Genomic DNA, 20690 nt, shown 5'->3' on the forward strand with positions numbered 1-20690 from the left:
AGGAATTCGTCATGACGACCGTCCTCCAGCAGGCCGCCGACGCACGGGTGGCCGCCATCGAACTGGCCGCCGCCACCCGCACCGACAAGGACAACGCCCTCCTGCTGATGGCCGAGCGCCTGGTCGAGCGCTCGCCCGACATCGTGACGGCGAACGAGGTCGACGTGCACAACGCGCGCGCGGCCGGGCTGACCGAGGCGATGATCGACCGGCTCACGCTCACGCCCGCGCGGGTCGAGGCGATGGCCGAGGGGCTGCGTGAGCTGGCGGCGCTGCCCGACCCGGTGGGTGACGTGGTGCGCGGCTCGACGCTGGCCAACGGGCTCGAGCTGCGGCAGGTCCGGGTGCCGTTCGGCGTGGTCGGCATCATCTACGAGGGCCGGCCCAACGTGACGGCCGACGCCGCGGGCATCTGCCTCAAGTCCGGCAACGCGGCGCTGCTGCGGGGTTCGGGGTCGGCGCTCAGCTCCAACGCGGCGATCGTCTCGGTGCTGCGCAAGGCGGTGGCCGACAGCGGGCTCCCGGCCGACACGATCCAGCTGCTCGACGCGACCACGCGCGACTCGGTGAAGGAGCTGATGCGTGCCCGGGGTCTGGTCGATGTGCTGATCCCGCGAGGTGGCGCTTCCCTCATCCGTACGGTCGTGGAGGAATCGACAGTGCCGGTGATCGAGACCGGGGTCGGGAACTGTCACGTCTATGTGGACGAATACGCCGACCTCGAGAAGGCGCTGGCGGTCACCGTCAACTCGAAGACGCAGCGTCTGTCCACGTGCAACACGGCCGAGTCGCTGCTGGTGCACGTGTCGATCGCCGACCGGTTCCTGCCGCTGGTCCTGCCGTCGCTGGCCGAGGCGGGCGTGACAGTGCACGGCGATCCGCAGGTGATGGCGTACGACTCGGCGGTTGTGCCCGCCACCGAGGAGGACTGGGGCACCGAGTACCTGTCGGCCGATCTTTCGGTCGCCGTCGTCGACTCGCTGGACGACGCGCTCGACCACATCCGCCGGTACGGCAGCGGGCACACCGAGGCCATCGTGAGCGAGTCGGTGACGGCGACGCGCCGGTTCGCCGCTCGGGTGGACGCGGCCGCGGTGATGGTGAACGCGTCGACCCGGTTCACCGACGGGGGCGAGTTCGGTTTCGGCGCCGAGATCGGCATCAGCACGCAGAAGCTGCACGCCCGTGGTCCGATGGGCCTGCCCGAACTGACGTCGACGAAGTACATCGTGACGGGCAACGGCCACATTCGGCAGTGAGCCCGCCCACCTGGTGGGTGGGGGCTGATCATGGGTGCGAGTTGGCTGTCAGCGACAGGCGCGCAGAACCGTGAGCGTGGTGTTCACGTCGAAGTTCGGCCCCTCGGCGCTGTCCCACCCGCCGTCGGTGCGCTGAGTCTCGCCGAGTCGTTTGCGTGCGCTCTGCAGCAGCCAGTCGTCACCGAGGTTGACCCGGCGCAGCGCGGCGGCCATCGAGGCGATATCGGCCGGTTCCATGTCCGGCAGCCGGTCACCCAGCACGAGCTGCACGCGGGCCGACTCGTAGAAGTACTGCTGGCCGTAGAGCAGACCAGCGGCGTGCCAACCGGCGGCGAGGAACGACGGCCAGGTGCCGTCCGGCCGGAGCTGACCCACGACCCACTGGGCGGCCGCACCGAGCGTGTGACCGTAGCGAGCCGGGACGTCGAACTGGGGGTGCGCCTCGAATTCGGCGACGGTCATCCAGAAGCCGGCCACCGCGGTGAGATAGAGCGTCGCCTCGGGATCGCCCGGCATCGCCCAGGCGGGCGCCTCGGCCGCCAACGTCTCGGATTCCTGCCACGTGCCGTCGCGGCGCTGCACGCTGGCCAGCCAGGCCAGGGCCCGGTCGACCGGCTCGCCGTGCAGGCCGCCCAGGTCGTCGAGCTCGTTGAGCCGGAAGCAGGTGGCATCGACCGAGTCGACCGGGCCGTCGTGGGTGGCGGGCCAGCCACCGGCCTCGGACTGGCCGGCGGTGATGCGGTCGATCACCTGCGGATCGGGCGCTTGACCGGTGCGCAGATATGACAGGCGGGCCCGTTCGACGGGGTCGCCGTGCGCGACCACATAGCCGATCGCAGCGTCGATATCTACCACGACGGTGACGCTACAACCAGTGCGGGAAAAGCGCTGCTGGGAAGCCACGGAAGCGACTCCCCAGCAGGTGTGGAACAGCGTGAAACGGGATCAGTAGGACGGCTGCGAGGGGTCGATGGTGTTGACCCACGAGACGATGCCGCCCTGGAGGTGCACGGCGTCCTTGAAGCCGGCCGCCTTGAGGGCCGCCAGCGCCTCGGCCGAGCGCACGCCCGACTTGCAGTGCAGCACGATCTGACGGTCCTGCGGGAAACGCGACAGCGCCTCGCCCGAGAGGATCTCGCCCTTGGGGATCAGGGTCGCGCCCGGGATCCGGTTGATCTCCCACTCGGCCGGCTCGCGGACGTCGACCAGGAACAGGTCCTTGCCGGCATCCTGCCAGTCCTTGAGCTCACGGGCCGTGATCGTGGCGTTCAGTGTCGCCTCCTCGGCCTCGGCCGAGACCGCGCCGCAGAAGTCCTCGTAGTCCTCGAGCAGGTCGGTGACGGTCGGGTTGTCGCCGCAGAGCGCGCAGTTCGGGTCCTTCCGGACCTTGATCTTGCGGTACTCCATCTCGAGGGCGTCGTAGACCATCAGGCGGCCGACCAGCGGCTCGCCGATGCCGGTGAGCAGCTTGATCGCCTCGTTGACCTGGATCGAGCCGATCGAGGCGCAGAGCACGCCCAGGACGCCTCCCTCGGCGCAGCTCGGGACCATGCCGGGCGGCGGGGGCTCGGGGTAGAGGCAGCGGTAGCAGGGGCCGTGCTCCTCCCAGAAGACGGAGGCCTGGCCGTCGAAGCGATAGATCGAACCCCAGACGTACGGCTTGCCGAGCAGCACCGCGGCGTCGTTGACCATGTAACGCGTCGCGAAGTTGTCGGTGCCGTCGACGATCAGGTCGTACTGGCTGAAGATCTCTTTGACGTTGTCGCGGTCGAGCGCGGTGTTGTGAATGACCACGTTCACCAGCGGGTTGACCTCGGCGATGCTCTCGGCGGCCGACTGCGCCTTGGGCTTGTCGATGTCGGAGACGCCGTGAATGATCTGGCGCTGAAGGTTCGACTCGTCGACCGTGTCGAAGTCGACGATGCCCAGCGTGCCCACACCGGCGGCGGCCAGATAGAGCAGCGCCGGCGAGCCGAGGCCGCCCGCGCCGACAACCAGGACCTTCGAGTTCTTCAGTCGCTTCTGACCGTCCATCCCGACATCCGGGATGATCAGGTGCCGCGAGTAACGGCGGATCTCATCGACGGTCAGCTCTGCGGCCGGCTCGACGAGCGGGGGCAGTGCCACGTTAACTCCCCGGGTTGAGGTAAGGATCGGTCACCATTGTCACTCGCGACCGCGGTGAACGGCCATGACGTTGAACACCGGCCCGGCATGCGGGACACGGGAATAGTCACAGACGCGGGCCGCTCAACATCTTCCCATTCCACCGGGGCCACGCGTACGCCTTACAGCCGCGCAACGTGAGGGTTTGCTGCACCATCACCGGGGCCGGTCCGCCCGCCCGCGGGCACCCCTCGTGCCGATGCCCCAGTTCGTGGCCGACCTCGTGGTTCACCACGTACTGCCGGTACGTGCTGAGCGGAACCTTCGCGCTCACGAACGGCGTGGCCGACAGCCGCCACCGGTCCAGGTTGATGATCGCCTTCCCGATCGTCCGGCACGACGTGTACGGGCGGCCTCCGACACTGACGTTGGTTCCACCCCGTAGGCACAACTTCCCGGTGGTCTCCCGCGTGGCCAGGTAGACCGTGAAGTCGGCCGCGTCGGAGCCGCTCACCAGCTGCAGGCGCACCCGGCCGCTCCCGGTCCAGCCGCGCGGGTCCCCGAGCGTGCCGGCGACCTGCGTGGCGAAGTCCTCGGCGTTCTCGTTGCTGCCCTTCTCGACGGCCACGCGGAAACGCCGCAGCTGACCTTTGCTTCCGAACACCGGGCCGCGGGAGGCGGCGTACGTGAATTGGCCGGAACCCCTCGCGGGCACCGGGCCGGGCATTTGCAGGATGATCTTGGCCGGGGTTTTGGACGGCGTCGGCGTCGGGCTGGGACTCGGCTCCGGCGGCGTGGAGGCAGCCGACGGGGAGGGCACGACCGGTGGCGCGGCGTTGTTGCCCTGCTCGATGCGCCGGCCCACCGCGAAGCCTCCGCCGACGAGGATGACCAGCGCGAATGTGGCAAGCCACCACTGGCGCCACCGGTCCTGACCGGCCGTTGGCGGCGTTGCGGGCGGCGCCGTGACCTCGTCGATCATCGTTCGTAAGCGTCGCACACGCCGCTGAACACTGTCTGCCCTAACGGATCTTGTGAGATCCGCGTCGCGGTCACCCCCGTACGGGTGAACCGAGCTCGTCCAGCATGCCCACCACCGCGCGGGCAACCAGGCGCGGCACTTCCATCTGGGCGACGTGGCCGACGCCGGGCAGCATCAACAGCCGCGAGTCGGGGATCGTGCGGGCCACCACGGCCGGCACTCGCGCGTCGACGAGCTTGTCGTTGAGACCGCCGATGACCAGGGTCGGCGCCTGCACCCGCGCGGCCAGCCGCCACTGCGAGTTCTCCCCCGGCAGGTAGGCCCGCAGGAAGCTCGACACCAGACCACGCAGAGTTCCCAGGTACGCCTTCGGGTAGTGCTCCACCGTGTAACGCAGCCGGATCTCTTCCATCGCCTCGGCCCGGCGCTGCGGGGTGACCTTGCGGGTGTCGCCGAAACACGCGGCTAGCACCTGCTCGGCCATCTCCTCGGCGGTCAGACGGGCGAACGCCCACCCGAGCACCCGGTCGGCCCGGGGCAACGCGAGCAGCGGCAAGGCCCGGGCCTGAGCCGTACGCCGGACGTCCAGGAACGGCATCGCCGGGGAGATCAGCGTCAGCGTGCGGACGAGGTCGGGGCGCAGGGCGGCCGTACGCACCGCGATCGACCCGCCGAGCGAGTTGCCGACCAGGTGCACCGGCCCACGCCCGGCATGCTCCAGGTAGCCGATCAACGTGGACGCGAAGGCCGGGATCGAATAGCGCGGGCTGGGATCGCTGTAGCCGAAGCCGGGCAGGTCGACTGCCTGGGCGTCGAACCGGTCGGCGAGCAGGCCCGCGACGTCGGTGAAGTTCTGCGACGACCCGCCCAGCCCGTGCACGTAGACGGCCGGCTCGGCGCCGGGCAGGGTCGCGGGGGTGTCGCGGACGTGCAGCATCGCCCCGCCGATGGTGACCCGCCGCGCGGGCCACGGTGCTGGTGCTTCGCCCTCCGGCAGCAGCTCGCTGTCGGCGGCCAGTTTGGCGCCTCTCATCGGGTCAAGAGTGCCTCAAGCCGCCGGTTGACCGCGGCCAGTGTGGCGCGCACCATGGCGTGCCGGTCGTCGCTGGTCACCACAGCCGAGCCGGCCAGCTGCTCGACCCAGCCACCGCACGAGAGCAGCAGCACGACAACCGCGACCTGGGCGGCCCCGAACGGGACGGCGGCCGCGTGCTCGACGAAGCAACGGGCCGGGCCGTCCGGGTGCTCGGAGTGCGACAGCAACTCGTCGACCGCGCCGGCCGTCGCCATCGCGCACAGCCGCAGCAGATAGCCGTCGACCGCCGGTCCGCTGGCCGTTCCGGACGCCGTACGGCCGCCCACGGCCAGCTTGACCTCCACCGTGGCGTCGGCGCCGAACGTGTTGACGTGCACGTTCTCGATGACGACACGCGGGCCGGGGTGCTCGTTGGGATAAAGCGGGCGGGGCGGTCCGCAGTCGACCTCGGTCGGCACGACCTCGGCCGACTCGTCGACCTCGGGAATGAGCCGGGCCGCGGCGGCATGCCGATCACGAGCCTCACGCTCCCGGGCCTCACGTTCCCGGTTCTCCCGCTCGCGGTGCTCCCTTTCCCGGGTCTCGCGCTCGCGCGTTTCACGTTCCCTGGTCTCGCGTTCCCGTTCCGGGGCGATGCTGTCGGCCAGTGGGGTCTCCGACGCAGGCGGGGCCGAGATCTGCGTGGCCGACCGAACCCGCGGCGCGAGGGGTGACGGCGAGACCGGTGCGGGGGCGTCGGCGGGCGGCGCCTCGCCGGGCATGGCCGCGTCCAGACCCATGCGATCCTGCAGCAGGCGGGCCACCTGGCGGCTCACCTCGGCCGGGTCGGCGCCCTCCGCGAGGTCCAGCCGCAGGCTGTGAGCGCCGGTCGGGGTCGAGCGCAGCGAGGCGTCGCGCACGCCGTCGACCTCACGCACGGCGGCCAGGATCGCCTTGACGTCGAAGCCCTCCTCGCGTTCCTGTGCGGGCAGCACGTCGCCGCGGCGCAGGTGGGTCGCTATCCGGGCGAGGGCGGGGGTCTCGGCGGTGGCTTCCACGAGAGGCGGCTCCGGAACGCCCTTGGGCACGTCGGGTTGCGCGGGGACACGCTGCGGCAGACCGCCCTCGGCGGCGGGGTCGACGCGCGCGGTGGCCGCGCCGAAACCCGGGTACGCCGGCTGTTGCGGCGGGGCCGGGGGTTCGTACGGCTTCGGGGCGTCGTACGGCGCCGGGGGCTCGTACGGCGCGGGGGGCTCGTACGCGAGGCGGCGCGGGAAGCTCGACGGGTCGTAGGCCGGGCGGGCCGGGCCGGGCTCGTCGGAGGCAACCCGGGGCACGCCCTGGACGGGGGCGCCGCGGTTGAGCGCGTGCCGGGGGTCGGCGGTGCTGTGCTCGGCGGTGCCCCAATCGGCGCGGCGGCCACCCCCGGGCGTGGCCGGGCGCACCAGCGGGACGGCGGTGCGTTGCTGCACGATCGACGGGGGCGGGGACGGCGGCTGATCGTCGTCGAGATCACCCTCGTACGGGTAGGGGGGTGCGCTGTTGGGGGTGGGCACGTCGAAGGCGCGCACCGGCGCCGGGCGGGGCACGCTGCCGCTGGCGGCGCCGGGTTCGCGCAGCTCACCGAGGCCGGGGCGGCGATCGCCGGTGCCGAGGCCGGGCTCGCGTTCGGACTGACGGGCGCCGGTGCCGAGGCCGGGCTCACGCTCGGGTTGCCGAGCGCCGGTCCCCAGCCCAGGTTCACGATCGGGCTGCCGAGCGCCGGTGCCCAGCCCGGGCTCACGCAGGCCGGGGTCACGCAGGCTCGGGTCGCGAGTGGGCGGCTGGGCCGGCGAGGCCGGTGCGGCATGCGGGCGGGGCAGGTCGGGGCTGTCCCCACGGGACTGTTCGGGCCGGGTCTGTTCCGGCGGCGTCAAAGGGCTCAGCAGCTCGGAGAAGCGCGATCTGTCCCAGCGGGACCCCGGCGACGACTCCCCGGACGGGGGAATTTCGCCGCCCGGCTTCGCGTCGACGAAACCCGGCGGGACCGGCGCGGGGGCGGGGATGCTCGAGGCGGGCTGAGGCGAGACGGGCGGGGCCGACGCCGGTATGCCCGATGACGGAAATGCCGGATTACGCGGAAACGAGCGCGTCTCGGCCCCCGTACGCCGCCAGGACGGCACGTCGCTGTCGGTCTCGGCCCCTGTCCCCTGATAGGACCATGGGCTGTCGGACGTCGCCCAGCCGTTCACCCGGGCACGCTCACGCGAATCGGCGCCGTCGCCGCCCTCTGCGGCTCCGGTGTCGCCGGAATGCCCTGATTCATCCACCGCGCGCTCCTTGCTATTCCCCGCTGAGGCTACCGTGTGCTTGCAGTGGCGATAAGTTGCAGCGTCGCGACAATTGCTCAAGGAAGCAACACTCGCCGATACGGGCAATCCACGCCGGCAAGACGGGGTAACGACCCCCTGGAGGTTCTCAGACATGACCGCTGCGTCCGGCGGAGCTCAGACGGCCCGACCCACCCGGCTGCCTCGCTCCGCGCGCCGCAAGCAGCTGCTGGCCGCCGCCCAGCAGGTCTTTGTGGCGCACGGTTACCACGCCGCCGCGATGGATGACATCGCCGAGCGCGCCGGGGTTTCCAAGCCCGTGCTCTACCAGCACTTCCCGGGCAAGCTGGAGCTTTATCTCGCGCTGCTGGACACCCACTGCGACGCGATAATCGCCAAGGTTCGAGACGCCATGCTCGCCACCACAGACAACAAGGAGCGGGTCAAGGGCGCCGTCCGGGCGTACTTCGACTTCATGGATCACGAGAGCGAGGCGTTCCGGCTCGTCTTCGAGAGCGACCTGCGCAACGATCCCCAGGTGCGCCAGCGCGTCGAACGGGTCGAGCAGGGCTGCATCGCCGCCGTCACCGACACGATCATCTCGGACACGAACCTCAGCTCCGACGCCGCCCAGTTGCTCGCGTCGGGTCTGGTCGGGGCGGCCGGGCAGTCCGCGCAGTACTGGCTGGCCAACGGCCGGCGTACGCCCAAAGCTGAAGCGGAAGCGCTCGTAGCTGCGCTTATCTGGCGCGGGATCGCCAGCTTCCCGCTCCAGGGCGGCGCATCCGGCGGAACACCGGCCGAAATCGGATAACCTTTCGACGGTAAGAGCCACGAAAAGGGAGGGCCCCGTGGAGGTCAAGATCGGCGTGCAGCACACGCCGCGTGAGCTGGTGCTCGAGAGCGCTCAGACCCCGGCGGAGGTTGAGCAGGCCGTGGCCGAGGCGATGGCCAAGGACAGCGTGCTGTCGCTCACGGATGAGAAGGGCCGCAAGGTGATCATCCCGATCGCCAAGGTGGCATACGTGGAGATCGCCGAGTCGAGCGGTCGTCCGTTCGGTTTCACCGCGGTTCGATAGTTCTCCAGTCGCCGAGGGCGCCCCTGTTCACGGGGACGCCCTCGGCGTGCTTCGGGGCTGAAGTCCGCTCTGAGGTGCGCGATCGTCCTGTCGGGTAGAATGGCGCTGTTGCCGTCGACGTCGATCTTCACCGATCGCCGCGGCGACCCGCGCGTGCGGCCCGCTGCGCTTGAGAGAGCTCAGCAGCGTGTGGCCCGCGCCCTACCCACACCGCGCCCCAAGACTTCCCACGGGCGCACCACGAGAGGCACCCGTAAAACTTCATGACCGACATCGAAAACAACAACGAACCCGCTCTGGTACCAGTGACCAACCGCGCGCCCGTCCGGCCGGACAGCCCCACCTTTGCCGAGCTGGGTGTCCGCGCCGAGACCGTCGAGGCGCTGGCCAAGGCCGGGATCACCCGCGCCTTCGCCATCCAGGAGTACGCCCTTCCGATCGCCCTGCGGGGCACCGACCTGATCGGTCAGGCGCCCACCGGCACGGGCAAGACCCTGGGCTTCGGCCTGCCCATCCTCGAACGGCTCACGTCGCCCGGTGAGGGCGCCGACGGCCGCCCTCAGGCACTCATCGTCGTCCCCACCCGCGAGCTGGGCCTGCAGGTCGCCCGTGACCTGGCCGCCGCGGGCAGCACCCGGGGCGTCCGCGTGCTGCCGATCTACGGCGGCGTGGCGTACGAGCCGCAGGTCGACGCCCTCAAGAAGGGCGTCGAGATCCTCGTCGGCACCCCCGGCCGCCTGCTCGACCTGGCCAAGCAGAAGCAGCTCAAGCTCGACTCGGTGCAGGCGCTGGTGCTCGACGAGGCCGACCGCATGCTCGACCTGGGCTTCCTCGAGGACGTCGAGAAGATCCTGGCGATGCTCCCCGAGCAGCGGCAGACCATGCTCTTCTCGGCCACCATGCCCGACCCGATCGTCGCCCTGTCCCGCCGCTTCCTGCGCCACCCGGTGACGATCCACGCCGGCCACACCGCCGACAGCGGCCCGTCGCCGCTCACCAAGCAGGTCGTCTACCGCACCCACCCGCTCAACAAGGTCGAGATGGTGGCGCGCATCCTGCAGGCGCGCGCCCGGGGCCTGACGATGATCTTCACGCGGACCAAGCGGGCCGCCGACCGCCTCGCCGAGGATCTCGACTTCCGCGGGTTCGCGGTGGCGGCGGTGCACGGCGACCTCAACCAGGGCGCCCGTGAGCGGGCCCTGCGCGCGTTCCGCAGCGGCAAGATCGACGTGCTGGTGGCCACCGACGTCGCGGCCCGCGGCCTGGACGTCTCCGGCGTCACCCACGTGATCAACTTCGACTGCCCGGAGGACCCGGAGACCTACACGCACCGCATCGGCCGCACCGGCCGGGCGGGCGCGACCGGCGTCGCGGTCACCTTCGTCGACTGGGAGGACATGCCGCGCTGGGTCCTCATCGACAAGTCGATGGGGCTGAGCATGCCGCAACCCCCCGAGACGTACCACACGAGCCCGGCGCTCTACAGCGACCTGGACATCCCCAGCGACGTGTCGGGCACGCTGCCCACCGCCGACCGCAGCCGGGCCGGCCTGTCCGCCGAGGTCGAGGAAGACCTGGGCGGTGGCGGCCGTCGCCGTCGTGAGCCGAGCGGACGCGGCGGGCGGGGCAGCCGGTCGCGGGGCGGCTCCGACTCGCCGGCTCCGTCCTCCGAGGGCGGCGACACCGAGCGTCCCAAGCGGCAGCGTCGCCGGCGGCGGGTCGAGGGCGACTCGCCGTCCGAGGTGGTGGCCGGGTCCCCCGTCGAGGAGTCTTCCGCCGACACGGGTGAGGAACGCCCCGCCCGTACGCGGAGCCGCCGTCGCGTGGCTACGCCGGTGTTCTCGGACGGTGACTCCGGTCCCGCCCTTGCCTCGGTGTCCACCGACGTCGACGCCCCAGCCGAATCGGGCTCCGCCGCCGGCTCCGGATCAGCCGGCGACGACGAGGGCGACTCCGACCGTCCTCGCCGCCGACGTCGTCGCGGGGGTCGCGGAAGTCGTGGATCCGGCTCCGGGCCCGCCTCCGAGGACGCCGGAGACGCGGCGCGTTCGGCCTCCGGGGACGTCGCGCCCGTCGACATGAGCGGCGGGTCGGAAGCCGGCGTCGGCACCACCGCCTGACCCCGTACGCGGGACGCCCCTCGGTCTTCGCTCGATGGCTGAGGGGCTTTCGCGTGTCAGTGGCGGGGCTCGACCCCCAGGGCCCGGCACGCCTCGTGATACATGCGGACGGCCTCCGCGCGCACCTGACGGCGCTCGGTGAGCCGCTCGGAGAACGGCACACGAACAGGCACCTCGATGCCGTCGACCACGGCCCGGAACTCCATCGCGTCGGCGTCGAGGCCGGACATGCGGGCGGCGCTCGCCATGGGCACCCCGCCGAGCGCGCGGACGATCAGCACGTTGTCGTCCGCGTGATCATCGTTCATGTGCCGGGCGATCTGCTCGACCACCTCGGGCGGAAAGGGATCGGTCACCGCCGCCCCCAGCGACTCTGCAGCTCGCTGAGCATGGCGATGTTGAGCCTGTACGCCTGGGCCACCTCGGCGATGAACGCTTCCTGCTCGGCGAACGACCAGGGGACGGTGTCGAGCAGGCCACGATAGTGATTCTTGAAGGCCCGCGGGTCGACGCCGTTGAAGATGAAGAAGCGGTGCCCCTCGGCCTCGGGCAGCCCGTACGCCTGGGCGATCGCGGGGCCGAGGTATTGCCCGCCGGACAGGTCGCCGATGTAACGCGTGTACTGATGGGCGACGAACCCGGTGGATCCGCGGTGAGCAACGTCACGCAGGCGGGTGCAGTAGACAGTGGTGGCGGGCAGGGCGAACAGATGGTCGGCCCACCTCGGCCCGTACAGGAAGCGCAGGTCGGACTCGATCGACGGGAGCCGGCGCAACTCGGGGAAGAGGAACGTGCCGACCACCGGGTCGTCGGCCATCGTGGTGGCGGCCGACTCGAGAGCCTCGTAGACGAACCAGTGCTGCGCGGACAGGTCTGCGTAGGCCTCCCAGGGCAGCCGACCGGCCGCGAGCGCGTCGAGGAAGCCGCTGCGCTGGGCCTCGTCGTGGTCGCCGACTGTGTTACGGCGCACACGGACGGAGAGCCGGTCAGCACCCGGCGGGTCGGCCATCAACGACATCGGCACGGCACCTCGCTTCCCGGCCCGTCAGCCTATCCATAGATCGACTTGGCACCGACGGCGGTCCTCACGCCGCGTGTGGGGCGGGATCTTACGCCGCGATCGTTACGGGAGGACGCGGGGCAGAATGGAGGCATGCCGCAACCGCTTGATTCCGCTTTGGCCGATGTCCGAGAACTGCTGCTGAGCCCCGAATTGACCCGGGCCGTGGCGGCCGGGCGCCGACGCGGTTTCACCCCTTCGGTGACCAGGGCCGAGGTGCGGCCGGTGACGCTCAAGGCGGGCGCCCGCTTGCAGATCGTGACCGACGACGGCTCACGGCCTCTGACCCGGAACGTCACCCCGGGCGCCGAGGCCGCAGCCGCGATCGACGAGCTGCTGGCTCAGCCGTTCGGCAACTGGCACGTGGAGACCACCGCCGTGACGCTGCAACTGCGAGTGACCAAGAAGGGCGACGCCCAGCTCCACCGAGCCCCCGTCGCCTCCTCCGCCACGCCACAAGATCACGACAGGGAGAAGCAGTGGCTGCTCGATCCCGGTGATCCGCTGTTCCAGGTGATCGGGGGCAACGCGGCCAAGCGCCGGCAGATCGACGCCTTCCTGCGGGCGCTTGCCGCCACGCTGCCCAAGGCGCTGCCCTCGTCGTTGCGCGTGGTCGATCTCGGCTGCGGCAACGCGTACCTCACGTTCGCCGCCTACCGCTATCTGGCCGAGCGGGTCCCTTCGGTGCAGGTCGTGGGCGTCGACGTCCGAGAGGATCAGCGCGTACGCAACACCGCCGTCGCCGCCTCGCTGGGCTGCGCCGACGACGTCACGTTCGTGGCGGGCACGATCGAGGACGCGCAGCTGCCGTTCGAGCCCGACCTGGTGCTCGCGCTGCATGCCTGCGACACCGCGACCGATCAGGCGCTGGCCCGTGCGGTGGGCTGGCAGGCGCAGTGGGTACTGGCCGCGCCCTGCTGCCACCACGACGTCGCCGCCCAGCTCAAGAGCCGTCCCGCGCCGGCGCCGTTCGGTGAGCTGACCCGGCACGCGATCATGCGGGAACGTTTCGCGGACGTCCTGACGGACTCGTTGCGGGCTGCGCTGCTGCGCCTGAACGGTTACAAGGTCGACGTCGTCGAGTTCATCGACTCGGCCCACACCCCGCGCAACCTGCTGCTGCGGTCGCGCCGCACCGCCGCTCCGCCCACCGAGGCGCAGCGGGCGGAGTACGAGGCGCTCACCTCCGAGTGGGGCGTGACCCCGGCTCTGGAGAAGATGCTTCCGTAGCCGCTATTCGATCCTGGAGGTCCAGGCCGCGGTGTGCACCTGGCCGGCCACCTGGAAGTCGAAGAACATGCGGTACGTGCCGGGGCTGGGCGCGGTCAGCCAGAACTTGACCTTGCCGTCGACCAGGGTTTCCTCCGGGTGGACGTGCACGTAGGCGAGATCGCCCTCGCGCATCACGACCAGGTGGCCGAACGCGCCCAGGTACGGGTCGAGCTTCGCCGTCCTGCCGTCGGGGCCGGTCACAGTCATCAGCAGCGGCTGAGTGGCCTGGATGTTCGGCGTCCCCTCGTACGACACCGTGAACGTGTCCGGTTTGTCGGTGCGGGCCGGTTCGGGCAGTGCCCGGGGCGCGTAGTCGCCGGCCACGGTCAGGTCGCCGCCGAGCGTGGTGGCGATCTGCTGCCCGCCGACGACCGCGGTGAAGTCGGCGATCATGCGGTAGATCCCGGGTTCTGCCAGCGTGAGGTCGATTTCCCAGGTGCCGTCCGCGGCCATGACGGGGTGCAGATGCTGGAAGCCGGACAGATCCCGCCGCACGATGATCAAGTGCAGCGGTTTGTCGTGCACCACCGCATACGTGGTGACCGGCGCCCCACCGGCCCCGGCAACCCGGAACGCGAGCCGCTGTTCCCGGCCGGCCGGGAAAGTTGTCGTCTCGGGCACCAGCGTGAGCCCGTCGGAACTCAGCGAGAGCCCACCGACAGTCGCACCCCGCGGCTGTGCCGGGTCGGCCGTCTCGCCGGAGGTGTGCTCGTGCGGCCGGCTCTCGTCGATGGACATGCCCGGCATCGCGGCCGCGCTCGGCACGGCCGTCAGGGGCGGCGCCGAAGCCGAGGCCGTCGAGTCGTCGTTCAACCGCCCCAGCCCGTACCCCGCGAACAACACCACCACGAGCACCGCCCCGAACGCGGCCAGCCGGAACCCGGCCCGATCTCCCGCCGGCGTCTCCCCGGCCGCCGCCAGGTCAGCCGCGTCAACGCCCACGGGTCCTGCCTCGCCGGCACCTACGGCGCCGGCGGGATCAGCGCCCGTCTGGTCAGCGCCCGCCGGGTCAGCGCCCGCCTGGCCGGCCGCGTCCGCCGCGTCGGTCGCCCGATTGTCGTGGTGTTGGCCGTCAGGCATTCGAGAGCTCGTAGCCGGCCTCGTCCACCGCGGCCCGCACGGCCTCGTCCTCGAGCGGAGCCTCACTGGTGACGGTGACCGCGCCCGAGGCGAGGTCGACCTGCACGCCGTCCACCCCCGGAAGGGCGGACAGTTCCCCGGTCACCGCTTGCACGCAGTGTCCACAGGTCATGCCGGTCACGGTGTAGGTGCTGGTCACAGCCATGGCCAAAAATCCTTTCGGGCCGAATCTCGCAGCGACGGAACGCAAAGCCTCAGGAACGGACGAGCCGGGCGATCGCGTCCGACGCCTCTTTCACCTTGGCGCTCGGGTCACCCGCACGCGCCGCGTCGACGACGCAGTGGGCCAGGTGGTCCTCGAGCAACCCGACCGCCACCGCCTGCAGAGCGCTCTTGGCGGCCGAGATCTGCGTCAGGACATCGATGCAGTATGTGTCCTCGTCGACCATCCGCTGAAGCCCGCGGATCTGCCCCTCGATGCGCCTGAGGCGACCGAGCAGCGCCGCCTTGTCACCGGAATAGCCATGCGGACCGTGCTGCGGCGTCGACTCATCGGACATGACGCCAGCATACCCCCTCCCCGTATACGACTCGTAGCACCCGGCGTTCAGCCGGCCACCGCCAAGGCCAGCGGCAGCACCCCCTCGGCACCGGCTCGGCGCAGAGCGCGGCCGGCCAGCGTCATCGTCCAGCCGGAGTCGACCAGGTCGTCGACGAGCAGGACGGGACCGGACAGCCCTGGCAGCGCGGCGGCGACCTCGGCCGGAACCATGAACGCGTCGTGCAGCACCCGGACCCGCTGGGCGCTGTTCCCCCGCCCGTCGGACTCGGCACTCGGGGTCACCTCGACCGTTCCCAGCAGGGGGAGCCGGCCGATCTTCGCGATGTGCCCGGCCAGGGTGCTGATCAGGGTGGGGCGGCGGCGCGACGAGACCGCGACCACGGCCGCCGGGCGCTGCGCCCAGGCATCGTCGCCGTGCGCCCAGTCCTTGAGGATTTCGACGACGGCGCCCGCGAGATCGTCGGGGACGGGCGCGTCGGGCGACTCGGGGCTGACCAGCCCGCGCAACCGGCTGCCCCAGCCCAGGTCGGACAGGCGTCCCACCGCGCGGCCGGGCTCGATCTGCTCCCCCGCGGCGATCTTGCCCTTGAGCCCGACGCCGACGACGGCCAGACCGGTGGGCCACATCTTTTTGGGAGCGATCACGACGCCCGGATGGCCCAGGAACGCGTCGGCCGCGGCCACCGAGGCGGCGGACACCTCGGCGTCGAACAGCGGACCGGCGCAGTTGTCGCAGCGCCCGCACGTGGTGGCCCCGGCGTCGTCCAGACAACGTCGAAGGAACTCCATCCGGCAGTCGCTCGTGGCGGCGTACTCGATCATGGTCTTTTGCTCGGAGGCCCGGGCCTCGGCGACGCGACGCAGCCGGGCGGCGTCGTAGGTCCACGGCTCGCCCGTCGCCAGCCAGCCGCCGCGCGCCCGGCGGACCGCGCCGTCGACGTCGAGCACCTTGAGCATCATCTCGAGACGGTTGCGGCGCAGATCGACCAGCGGCTCGAGCGCCTGGGTGGACGTCGGGCGGTCGGCGTGAAGGTTGGCCAGCACCGAGCGCACCTGATCCTCCGGCGGGAAGGCCAGCGAGGCGAAGTAACGCCAGATCGCGACGTCCTCCTTACCGGGCAGCAGCACCACCTCGGCGTGTTCGACGGCTCGGCCCGCCCGGCCGACCTGTTGGTAATACGCGATCGGTGACGGCGGCGCGCCAAGATGCACCACGAAGCCGAGGTCGGGCTTGTCGAAGCCCATGCCCAGCGCGGACGTGGCGACCAAGGCCTTGATCTTGTTGTCGAGCAGATCCTGCTCGGCGGCTCGGCGGTCGGCGTCCTCCACCTGCCCGGTGTACGACGCCACGGCGAACCCGCGCGACCGTAGGAAGTCGGCCGTCTCGGTCGCCGCGGCGACGGTGAGGGTGTAGACGATGCCCGAGCCGGGCAGCCGATCGAGATTGTCGGCCAGCCAGGCCAGCCGATGCGCCGGGCCGGGCAGGTCGAGCACTGCCAGGCGCAACGAGTCACGGTCGAGCGGGCCGCGCAGCACCAGCGCATCGCCCAGCTGGTCGGCCACATCGGCGGTCACGCGAGCGTTGGCCGTCGCGGTGGTGGCGAGCACCGGCGTCCGACCGGGAAGGCCGGCCAGGAAGGTGCGGAGCCGGCGATAGTCGGGACGGAAGTCGTGACCCCAGTCGGAGACACAGTGCGCCTCGTCGACCACGAGCAAGCCGGTCTCGGCGGCCAGGCCGGGCAGCACGTTGTCACGGAAGTCGGGGTTGTTGAGCCGCTCGGGGCTGATCAGAAGCACATCGACCTCGCCGGCGCGGATCTCGTGCTCGATCTCGGACCACTCGTCGAGATTCGCCGAGTTGATCGTGCGGGCCCGGATGCCGGCGCGAGCCGCGGCGTCGACCTGGTTGCGCATGAGAGCGAGCAGCGGGGAGACGATGACCGTCGGGCCGGCGGCAGGGGTCTCGCCACCGGGCACGGCTCCGCCGCCCGTCGCCCGGAGCAGGGCGGTCGCCACGAAATAGACGGCGGACTTGCCCCACCCTGTACGTTGCACGCACAGCACCCGCCTGCGGTCGACGGTGAGCGCCTCGATCGCCCGCCACTGATCCTCGCGGAGTGTCGCGTGGTCACCGGCGAGCCGGCGCAGCACCGCCTCGGCCCGCTCACGCACGGCGGCGCGGTCGGCTGCGGTGGCTTGCTCGGCGGAAACGGCTGACGCTCGGGTCTCGGTCACCCGGCATGTCTATCAGCCCGGTCCGACAGAACTCCGAGTTATCCACAGGCCGTCTGGTTGTCCACAGGCAGCGAAGAAGGATGCACGGCACCGGGACGGTTCAGCCCACAATCGGGCTCGCCCTCGCACCCGCGCTCAAGGAGCAAGCCGTGACACCTCAGCTCGGTTCTTCCAGGTCAGCCCGCCAGGTGACCGCTGGAAAGGGTCCCGCCCTGGGCCGCCGTCGTCGTCGCCGGGCCCGGGCGCTGGGCCGTGCGCAAGCCGGCCCTGCCCTCTTCGACAACGTGGGCGAGCCGCTGCCGCTGTGGCCGCACACAGCGCCGCTCGCCGCCGCACGCCCGCTCCGCCTCGTCGATCGGGACGACGGCAATTCGCCCGAGAAAGCCGGCAGTCGGCAGCCGCCACACGGCTCCGGGCCCGAGCCCTCGACGGTCGCCGTGCCTCGAAACCTTGCGCTGCGGCGCAGCCGAGATGGCGCCCGGCTCGGGTCCCTCGGCTTCCCCGAGCCGCCGCGGCGGGTGGGGCCGGCCCGCCGGGCCCCTGCTGTGAACTGGCCGGATGCCTGGCGAGTCCTTGACAACTTTTCTTGTCGGTGCGAGTCTCGGGGCATGTCGAAGACGATTGCCGAGAAGCTGCTGATCAAGCCGAACACCACCGTCTGGCTGTCGGACCCCGCGCACGTGGCGCTCCTGACGCCCATGCCGGAAGGGGTTCGCGAGGCCGGCGCGCTGGCGACGGCGAGCACGGCGGTGCTCTTCGTGGAGGACGCCGCGAGCGCCCGCAAAAAGCTCGACGAACACCGCGCCGACCTGACAAAACCCGCGGCTTTCTGGGTGGCCTACCCCAAGGGCAACAAGGCCGACATCAACCGGGACACGTTGTGGCCGATCGTCGCCGATTTCGACATGCGCCCCTGCGGGCAGGTCGCGATCGACGATCGCTGGTCCGGCCTGCGCTTCCGGCCCAACCGTGAAGGCGAGGAGCGCTTCACCGGCGGCGCGAAGTAGGCGTCGGCCGACGACAGCGCCGGCGGTCAGCGGGTGCCCTCGGCGCGGCGCGTCAGCGGCCGAGGACCGAGCCGCCGTTGACGTTGACGATCTGGCCGGTCACGTAACGGCCGCCGGGGCCGGCCAGCCAGCGGACGGCCTCGGCGATGTCGTCGGGCACGCCGGGGCGCTTGAGCAGGGTCGCATCGACCCGGGCACGGTGACCTTCGGGGGTCATGCGGCCGGCGAAGAACTCGCTGTCGGTGACGTAACCGGGGGCGATGACGTTGGCCGTGATGCCGTCCTCGCCCAGTTGGGTGGCCAGGTCGAGGGCGTAGCCGTGCAGCGCGGCCTTGGCGGCGGAGTAGGGGCCGCCACCGCCACGCTGGGCGGCGATGGAACTGGTCAGGATGATCCGGCCGCCGGGGCGACGCAGACGAGGCAGGAGGGAGGTGGTCAGCAGCACCGCGGTGAGGACGTTCGAGTCGAAGTTGGCTCGCCACTGTGCGGCGATGTCGTCGAGAGTGGAACCGGCGCCGGAGACGAACGCCCCGGCGTTGTTGACCAGGACGTCGACCGGGCGGTCGCCGACGGCGGTGACCACCGTCGCGACCTGGGCCGGGTCGGAGACGTCGGCGGTAACCGCCGAAGCCTGCGGACCGATCCAGGCAACGGCCTCGTCCAGCACCTCGGGACGACGGCCGACGATGATCACGTCGTAGCCCTCGCCCGCGAGCATTCCGGCCGTCGAGCGCCCGATTCCGGTACCGCCACCGCTGACCACCGCAAGCCTTGACATGCCGTAACCCTATCGACGTCCGCGGGCAATGGGCTCCTCGTTGAGGTCGAAGCCCCACGCCGTCGGGTGGGTGAACAGCCAGTACAGCCCGTAGCGTCGATCCACGGCCCGTCAGCCCCGCTTCCGGCATCAGTGAAGGGGAGTGGCGGGGCACCGGTTGCCGGCCGGCACCCCGCCGATGAGTTGTCAGGCGGCCGTGAGTTCGCGGGTGAGGGTGGCGGAACGCAGCGGTCGCCAAGCGAAGACGACGACCAGGGCCATGGCGATCGCGGCGGCCCAATACGTGGCGACCAGGCCGAAAGCGGTGGCCACCACCCCGCCCAGCAGGGAACCGAGGGCGGCGCCGCCCAGGTCCAGGAAGGCGTAGACGCTGGTCACCCGGCCGAACATCGTGGAGGGAACGTCGCGCTGGCGGATGGTGGTTACCACTACGCCCCAGACAGTGGTGTGGACGCCGAAGATGACGATCATCGCGGCGGCGGCCCAGGGTTCCCGGGTCAGGGCCAGGGTGGCGTGCAGGGCCACCTCGATCAGCAGGCCCAGCCTGAGCAGCGGGGAGGCGTCGAAGCGACGGATCAGGCCGGGTGCGACCAGCGTGCCCAGGAAGCCGCCGGCCGCGAACGACAAGAGCAGGGTTCCGTAGCCGACCTCGCCCAGGCCCAGGCGCTGAGCGGCGTAGAGAACAAAGACCGCGAAGGCGGCGCAGAAGACAAGGTTGCCGATCGCCATCGTGAGGGCCAAGGTGCGGAGCAAGCGGTGTCTTGACAGCCAGCGCACGCCTTCGGCGATCTCGGCCCGCAGTCCGGGGCGGTCCGAGGCGTCCGGGGGAACCGTTCCGGCGGGAGGCCAAGCATCAGCCGGAGACACCGCGAGGCCGGTCGGCGGGGAAGAGTCGGCCGGTAGAGAAGGATCGGCCCGCACTGATAGGTCCGTCGGCGCCGATGTGTCCGGCGGCACGGAAAGGTCCCCGCGCGCCGATGTGTCCGGCGGCACGGAAAGGTCCCCGCGCGCCGATGTGTCCGGCGGCACGGAAAGGTCCCCGCGCGCCGATGTGTCCGGCGGCACGGAAAGGTCCCCGCGCGCCGATGTGTCGGGCCGCACGGAAACGCCAGCCGACCTGGAAGGGCCGGCCGGCGGGATTGTGGATACGGCTCGGATGGTGGCGATCAGGGCCGCCGAGACGGCGAACGTGACGGCGTTGACGGCGAACGGCACCGCCGCGGCCAGGACGAACAGCCAACCGCCGACCGGCTTGGCGGCGAACTGGTTGAGGACGTTGAAATTGGCGTACATGAGGGAATTGGCTTGTGGCCGCGATGCCTCGGGAACGATCACCGGGACGAAGGCGGCCGATGCGGTGTCGGCCAGCGTCTCGCCGGCGCCGAGCAGGAAGAAGACGGTCAGGATCAGCGGGACGCCGGCCACGTCGGCGGCCACCGCCAGAGCCAGAACGGCCAGGGCCGCGGCACGCATGACGTTGACCGACACCACCAGGCGGCGACGGTCGAGGCGGTCCGCCCAAGCGCCGCTGATCAGGGCGAACAGGAGCCAGGGCAGCTGCTGGGCAAAAATCGCGCCGGCCACCGCGGCGGGGTTGGACGTGATCGAGGCGACCAGCAGGGGGCCGGCCACCATGGTGATGCCGTCGCCCAGGTTGGTGACGGCGGAAGCGGTCCAGAGTTTCCAGAAATCCGCACCCAGCGGTGCGGCGAAAAGGGCACGCAAAAGGAGCTCCTCGAGCGAGGGAAGCAGTCGAAGGCGACTGCCCCGAGGCGAGGAGTGACGGCGACTCGCGCCCGATCAGCGGGCGGTGGCGCGTCCTCGCG

General features: G+C 71.2%; 19 protein-coding genes. 6 read left to right on the forward strand and 13 right to left on the reverse strand.

Annotated elements, in window-relative coordinates:
* The first annotated feature begins 11 nt into the window (after positions 1 to 11).
* Entirely contained in the window at positions 12 to 1259 is a 1248-nt protein-coding gene (locus tag C8E87_RS12590) for a glutamate-5-semialdehyde dehydrogenase (RefSeq protein WP_133873267.1), read from the forward strand.
* A gap of 48 nt (positions 1260 to 1307) precedes the next feature.
* Here the strand turns inward: C8E87_RS12590 and C8E87_RS12595 are convergent, their stop codons facing one another.
* From C8E87_RS12595 to C8E87_RS12615, 5 genes are all read right to left on the reverse strand, one after another.
* The gene (locus C8E87_RS12595) at positions 1308 to 2114 is read right to left on the reverse strand and encodes a prenyltransferase/squalene oxidase repeat-containing protein (RefSeq protein ID WP_133873268.1); all 807 of its coding nucleotides are present in this window, start codon (positions 2112 to 2114) and stop codon (positions 1308 to 1310) included.
* Between the two features lie 90 nt (positions 2115 to 2204).
* Positions 2205 to 3386, reverse strand: coding sequence for an adenylyltransferase/sulfurtransferase MoeZ (moeZ, locus tag C8E87_RS12600; RefSeq protein WP_133873269.1), 1182 nt, complete (start codon positions 3384 to 3386; stop codon positions 2205 to 2207).
* A gap of 106 nt (positions 3387 to 3492) precedes the next feature.
* Positions 3493 to 4347, reverse strand: coding sequence for a DUF3152 domain-containing protein (locus tag C8E87_RS12605; protein ID WP_133873270.1), 855 nt, complete (start codon positions 4345 to 4347; stop codon positions 3493 to 3495).
* Between the two features lie 70 nt (positions 4348 to 4417).
* Entirely contained in the window at positions 4418 to 5380 is a 963-nt protein-coding gene (locus C8E87_RS12610) for an alpha/beta hydrolase (RefSeq protein WP_133873271.1), read from the reverse strand.
* Complete coding sequence (locus C8E87_RS12615) at positions 5377 to 7671, reverse strand: hypothetical protein (RefSeq protein WP_133873272.1); 2295 nt, start codon at positions 7669 to 7671, stop codon at positions 5377 to 5379. The genes C8E87_RS12610 and C8E87_RS12615 overlap by 4 nt, the downstream gene beginning before the upstream one ends.
* A 154-nt stretch (positions 7672 to 7825) precedes the next feature.
* Here C8E87_RS12615 and C8E87_RS12620 point away from each other — a divergent pair, with 154 nt between their 5' ends.
* The 3 genes from C8E87_RS12620 to C8E87_RS12630 all read left to right on the forward strand — a co-directional run bounded on the left by C8E87_RS12620 (position 7826) and on the right by C8E87_RS12630 (position 10870).
* Entirely contained in the window at positions 7826 to 8485 is a 660-nt protein-coding gene (locus tag C8E87_RS12620; protein ID WP_133873273.1) for a TetR/AcrR family transcriptional regulator, read from the forward strand.
* 37 nt (positions 8486 to 8522) lie between these two features.
* Positions 8523 to 8750 carry a DUF3107 domain-containing protein gene (locus tag C8E87_RS12625; RefSeq protein WP_133873274.1) on the forward strand — a complete coding sequence of 76 codons (228 nt, stop codon included), beginning with the start codon at positions 8523 to 8525 and terminating at the stop codon, positions 8748 to 8750.
* A 263-nt stretch (positions 8751 to 9013) separates the two neighbouring features.
* Positions 9014 to 10870, forward strand: a complete 1857-nt coding sequence (locus tag C8E87_RS12630) for a DEAD/DEAH box helicase (protein ID WP_133873275.1) — start codon at positions 9014 to 9016, stop codon at positions 10868 to 10870.
* Positions 10871 to 10926: 56 nt separating this feature from the next.
* Here C8E87_RS12630 and C8E87_RS12635 read toward each other — a convergent pair whose 3' ends face one another.
* The gene (locus C8E87_RS12635) at positions 10927 to 11226 is read right to left on the reverse strand and encodes a DUF2470 domain-containing protein (RefSeq protein WP_133873276.1); all 300 of its coding nucleotides are present in this window, start codon (positions 11224 to 11226) and stop codon (positions 10927 to 10929) included.
* The gene (locus C8E87_RS12640; RefSeq protein WP_133873277.1) at positions 11223 to 11888 is read right to left on the reverse strand and encodes a biliverdin-producing heme oxygenase; all 666 of its coding nucleotides are present in this window, start codon (positions 11886 to 11888) and stop codon (positions 11223 to 11225) included. The genes C8E87_RS12635 and C8E87_RS12640 overlap by 4 nt, the downstream gene beginning before the upstream one ends.
* 135 nt (positions 11889 to 12023) lie before the next feature.
* Here C8E87_RS12640 and C8E87_RS12645 point away from each other — a divergent pair, with 135 nt between their 5' ends.
* Positions 12024 to 13160, forward strand: coding sequence for a class I SAM-dependent methyltransferase (locus C8E87_RS12645; protein ID WP_133873278.1), 1137 nt, complete (start codon positions 12024 to 12026; stop codon positions 13158 to 13160).
* Between the two features lie 3 nt (positions 13161 to 13163).
* Here C8E87_RS12645 and C8E87_RS12650 read toward each other — a convergent pair whose 3' ends face one another.
* The 4 genes from C8E87_RS12650 to C8E87_RS12665 all read right to left on the reverse strand — a co-directional run bounded on the left by C8E87_RS12650 (position 13164) and on the right by C8E87_RS12665 (position 17079).
* A complete protein-coding gene (locus C8E87_RS12650; RefSeq protein ID WP_239079933.1) occupies positions 13164 to 14144 on the reverse strand; it encodes a DUF8832 domain-containing protein in 981 nt (326 codons plus the stop codon).
* A gap of 130 nt (positions 14145 to 14274) precedes the next feature.
* Entirely contained in the window at positions 14275 to 14487 is a 213-nt protein-coding gene (locus C8E87_RS12655; RefSeq protein ID WP_133873279.1) for a heavy-metal-associated domain-containing protein, read from the reverse strand.
* 49 nt (positions 14488 to 14536) lie between these two features.
* The gene (locus C8E87_RS12660) at positions 14537 to 14842 is read right to left on the reverse strand and encodes a metal-sensitive transcriptional regulator (RefSeq protein ID WP_127499846.1); all 306 of its coding nucleotides are present in this window, start codon (positions 14840 to 14842) and stop codon (positions 14537 to 14539) included.
* Positions 14843 to 14889: 47 nt separating this feature from the next.
* Positions 14890 to 17079 (reverse strand): RecQ family ATP-dependent DNA helicase, encoded by a 2190-nt coding sequence (locus tag C8E87_RS12665; RefSeq protein ID WP_133873280.1) that lies wholly within the window; start codon positions 17077 to 17079, stop codon positions 14890 to 14892.
* Between the two features lie 149 nt (positions 17080 to 17228).
* On the opposite strand from C8E87_RS12665, the gene C8E87_RS45460 reads away from it, so the two are divergent.
* Entirely contained in the window at positions 17229 to 18086 is an 858-nt protein-coding gene (locus C8E87_RS45460; protein ID WP_239079932.1) for a hypothetical protein, read from the forward strand.
* A 52-nt stretch (positions 18087 to 18138) separates the two neighbouring features.
* Here the strand turns inward: C8E87_RS45460 and C8E87_RS12675 are convergent, their stop codons facing one another.
* Entirely contained in the window at positions 18139 to 18864 is a 726-nt protein-coding gene (locus tag C8E87_RS12675) for an SDR family NAD(P)-dependent oxidoreductase (RefSeq protein ID WP_133873281.1), read from the reverse strand.
* A 186-nt stretch (positions 18865 to 19050) separates the two neighbouring features.
* On the reverse strand, positions 19051 to 20589 hold the full coding sequence (locus C8E87_RS12680; RefSeq protein ID WP_133873282.1) for an MFS transporter: 1539 nt from the start codon (positions 20587 to 20589) through the stop codon (positions 19051 to 19053).
* Between the last annotated feature and the right edge of the window lie 101 nt (positions 20590 to 20690).

The sequence above is a fragment of the Paractinoplanes brasiliensis genome (assembly GCF_004362215.1).
GTDB classification, from domain to species: Bacteria; Actinomycetota; Actinomycetes; order Mycobacteriales; family Micromonosporaceae; genus Actinoplanes; species Actinoplanes brasiliensis.

What these genes read in the sequence shown, in the direction of transcription:
- C8E87_RS12610 (WP_133873271.1), bottom strand. Translation starts at nt 5,380, where the DNA reads ATGAGAGGCGCCAAACTGGCCGCCGACAGCGAGCTGCTGCCGGAGGGC.
- C8E87_RS12620 (WP_133873273.1), top strand. Translation starts at nt 7,826, where the DNA reads ATGACCGCTGCGTCCGGCGGAGCTCAGACGGCCCGACCCACCCGGCTG.
- C8E87_RS12660 (WP_127499846.1), bottom strand. Translation starts at nt 14,842, where the DNA reads ATGTCCGATGAGTCGACGCCGCAGCACGGTCCGCATGGCTATTCCGGT.
- C8E87_RS12605 (WP_133873270.1), bottom strand. Translation starts at nt 4,347, where the DNA reads ATGATCGACGAGGTCACGGCGCCGCCCGCAACGCCGCCAACGGCCGGT.
- C8E87_RS12655 (WP_133873279.1), bottom strand. Translation starts at nt 14,487, where the DNA reads ATGGCTGTGACCAGCACCTACACCGTGACCGGCATGACCTGTGGACAC.
- C8E87_RS12630 (WP_133873275.1), top strand. Translation starts at nt 9,014, where the DNA reads ATGACCGACATCGAAAACAACAACGAACCCGCTCTGGTACCAGTGACC.
- C8E87_RS12645 (WP_133873278.1), top strand. Translation starts at nt 12,024, where the DNA reads ATGCCGCAACCGCTTGATTCCGCTTTGGCCGATGTCCGAGAACTGCTG.
- C8E87_RS12590 (WP_133873267.1), top strand. Translation starts at nt 12, where the DNA reads ATGACGACCGTCCTCCAGCAGGCCGCCGACGCACGGGTGGCCGCCATC.
- C8E87_RS12640 (WP_133873277.1), bottom strand. Translation starts at nt 11,888, where the DNA reads ATGTCGTTGATGGCCGACCCGCCGGGTGCTGACCGGCTCTCCGTCCGT.
- C8E87_RS12675 (WP_133873281.1), bottom strand. Translation starts at nt 18,864, where the DNA reads ATGTCAAGGCTTGCGGTGGTCAGCGGTGGCGGTACCGGAATCGGGCGC.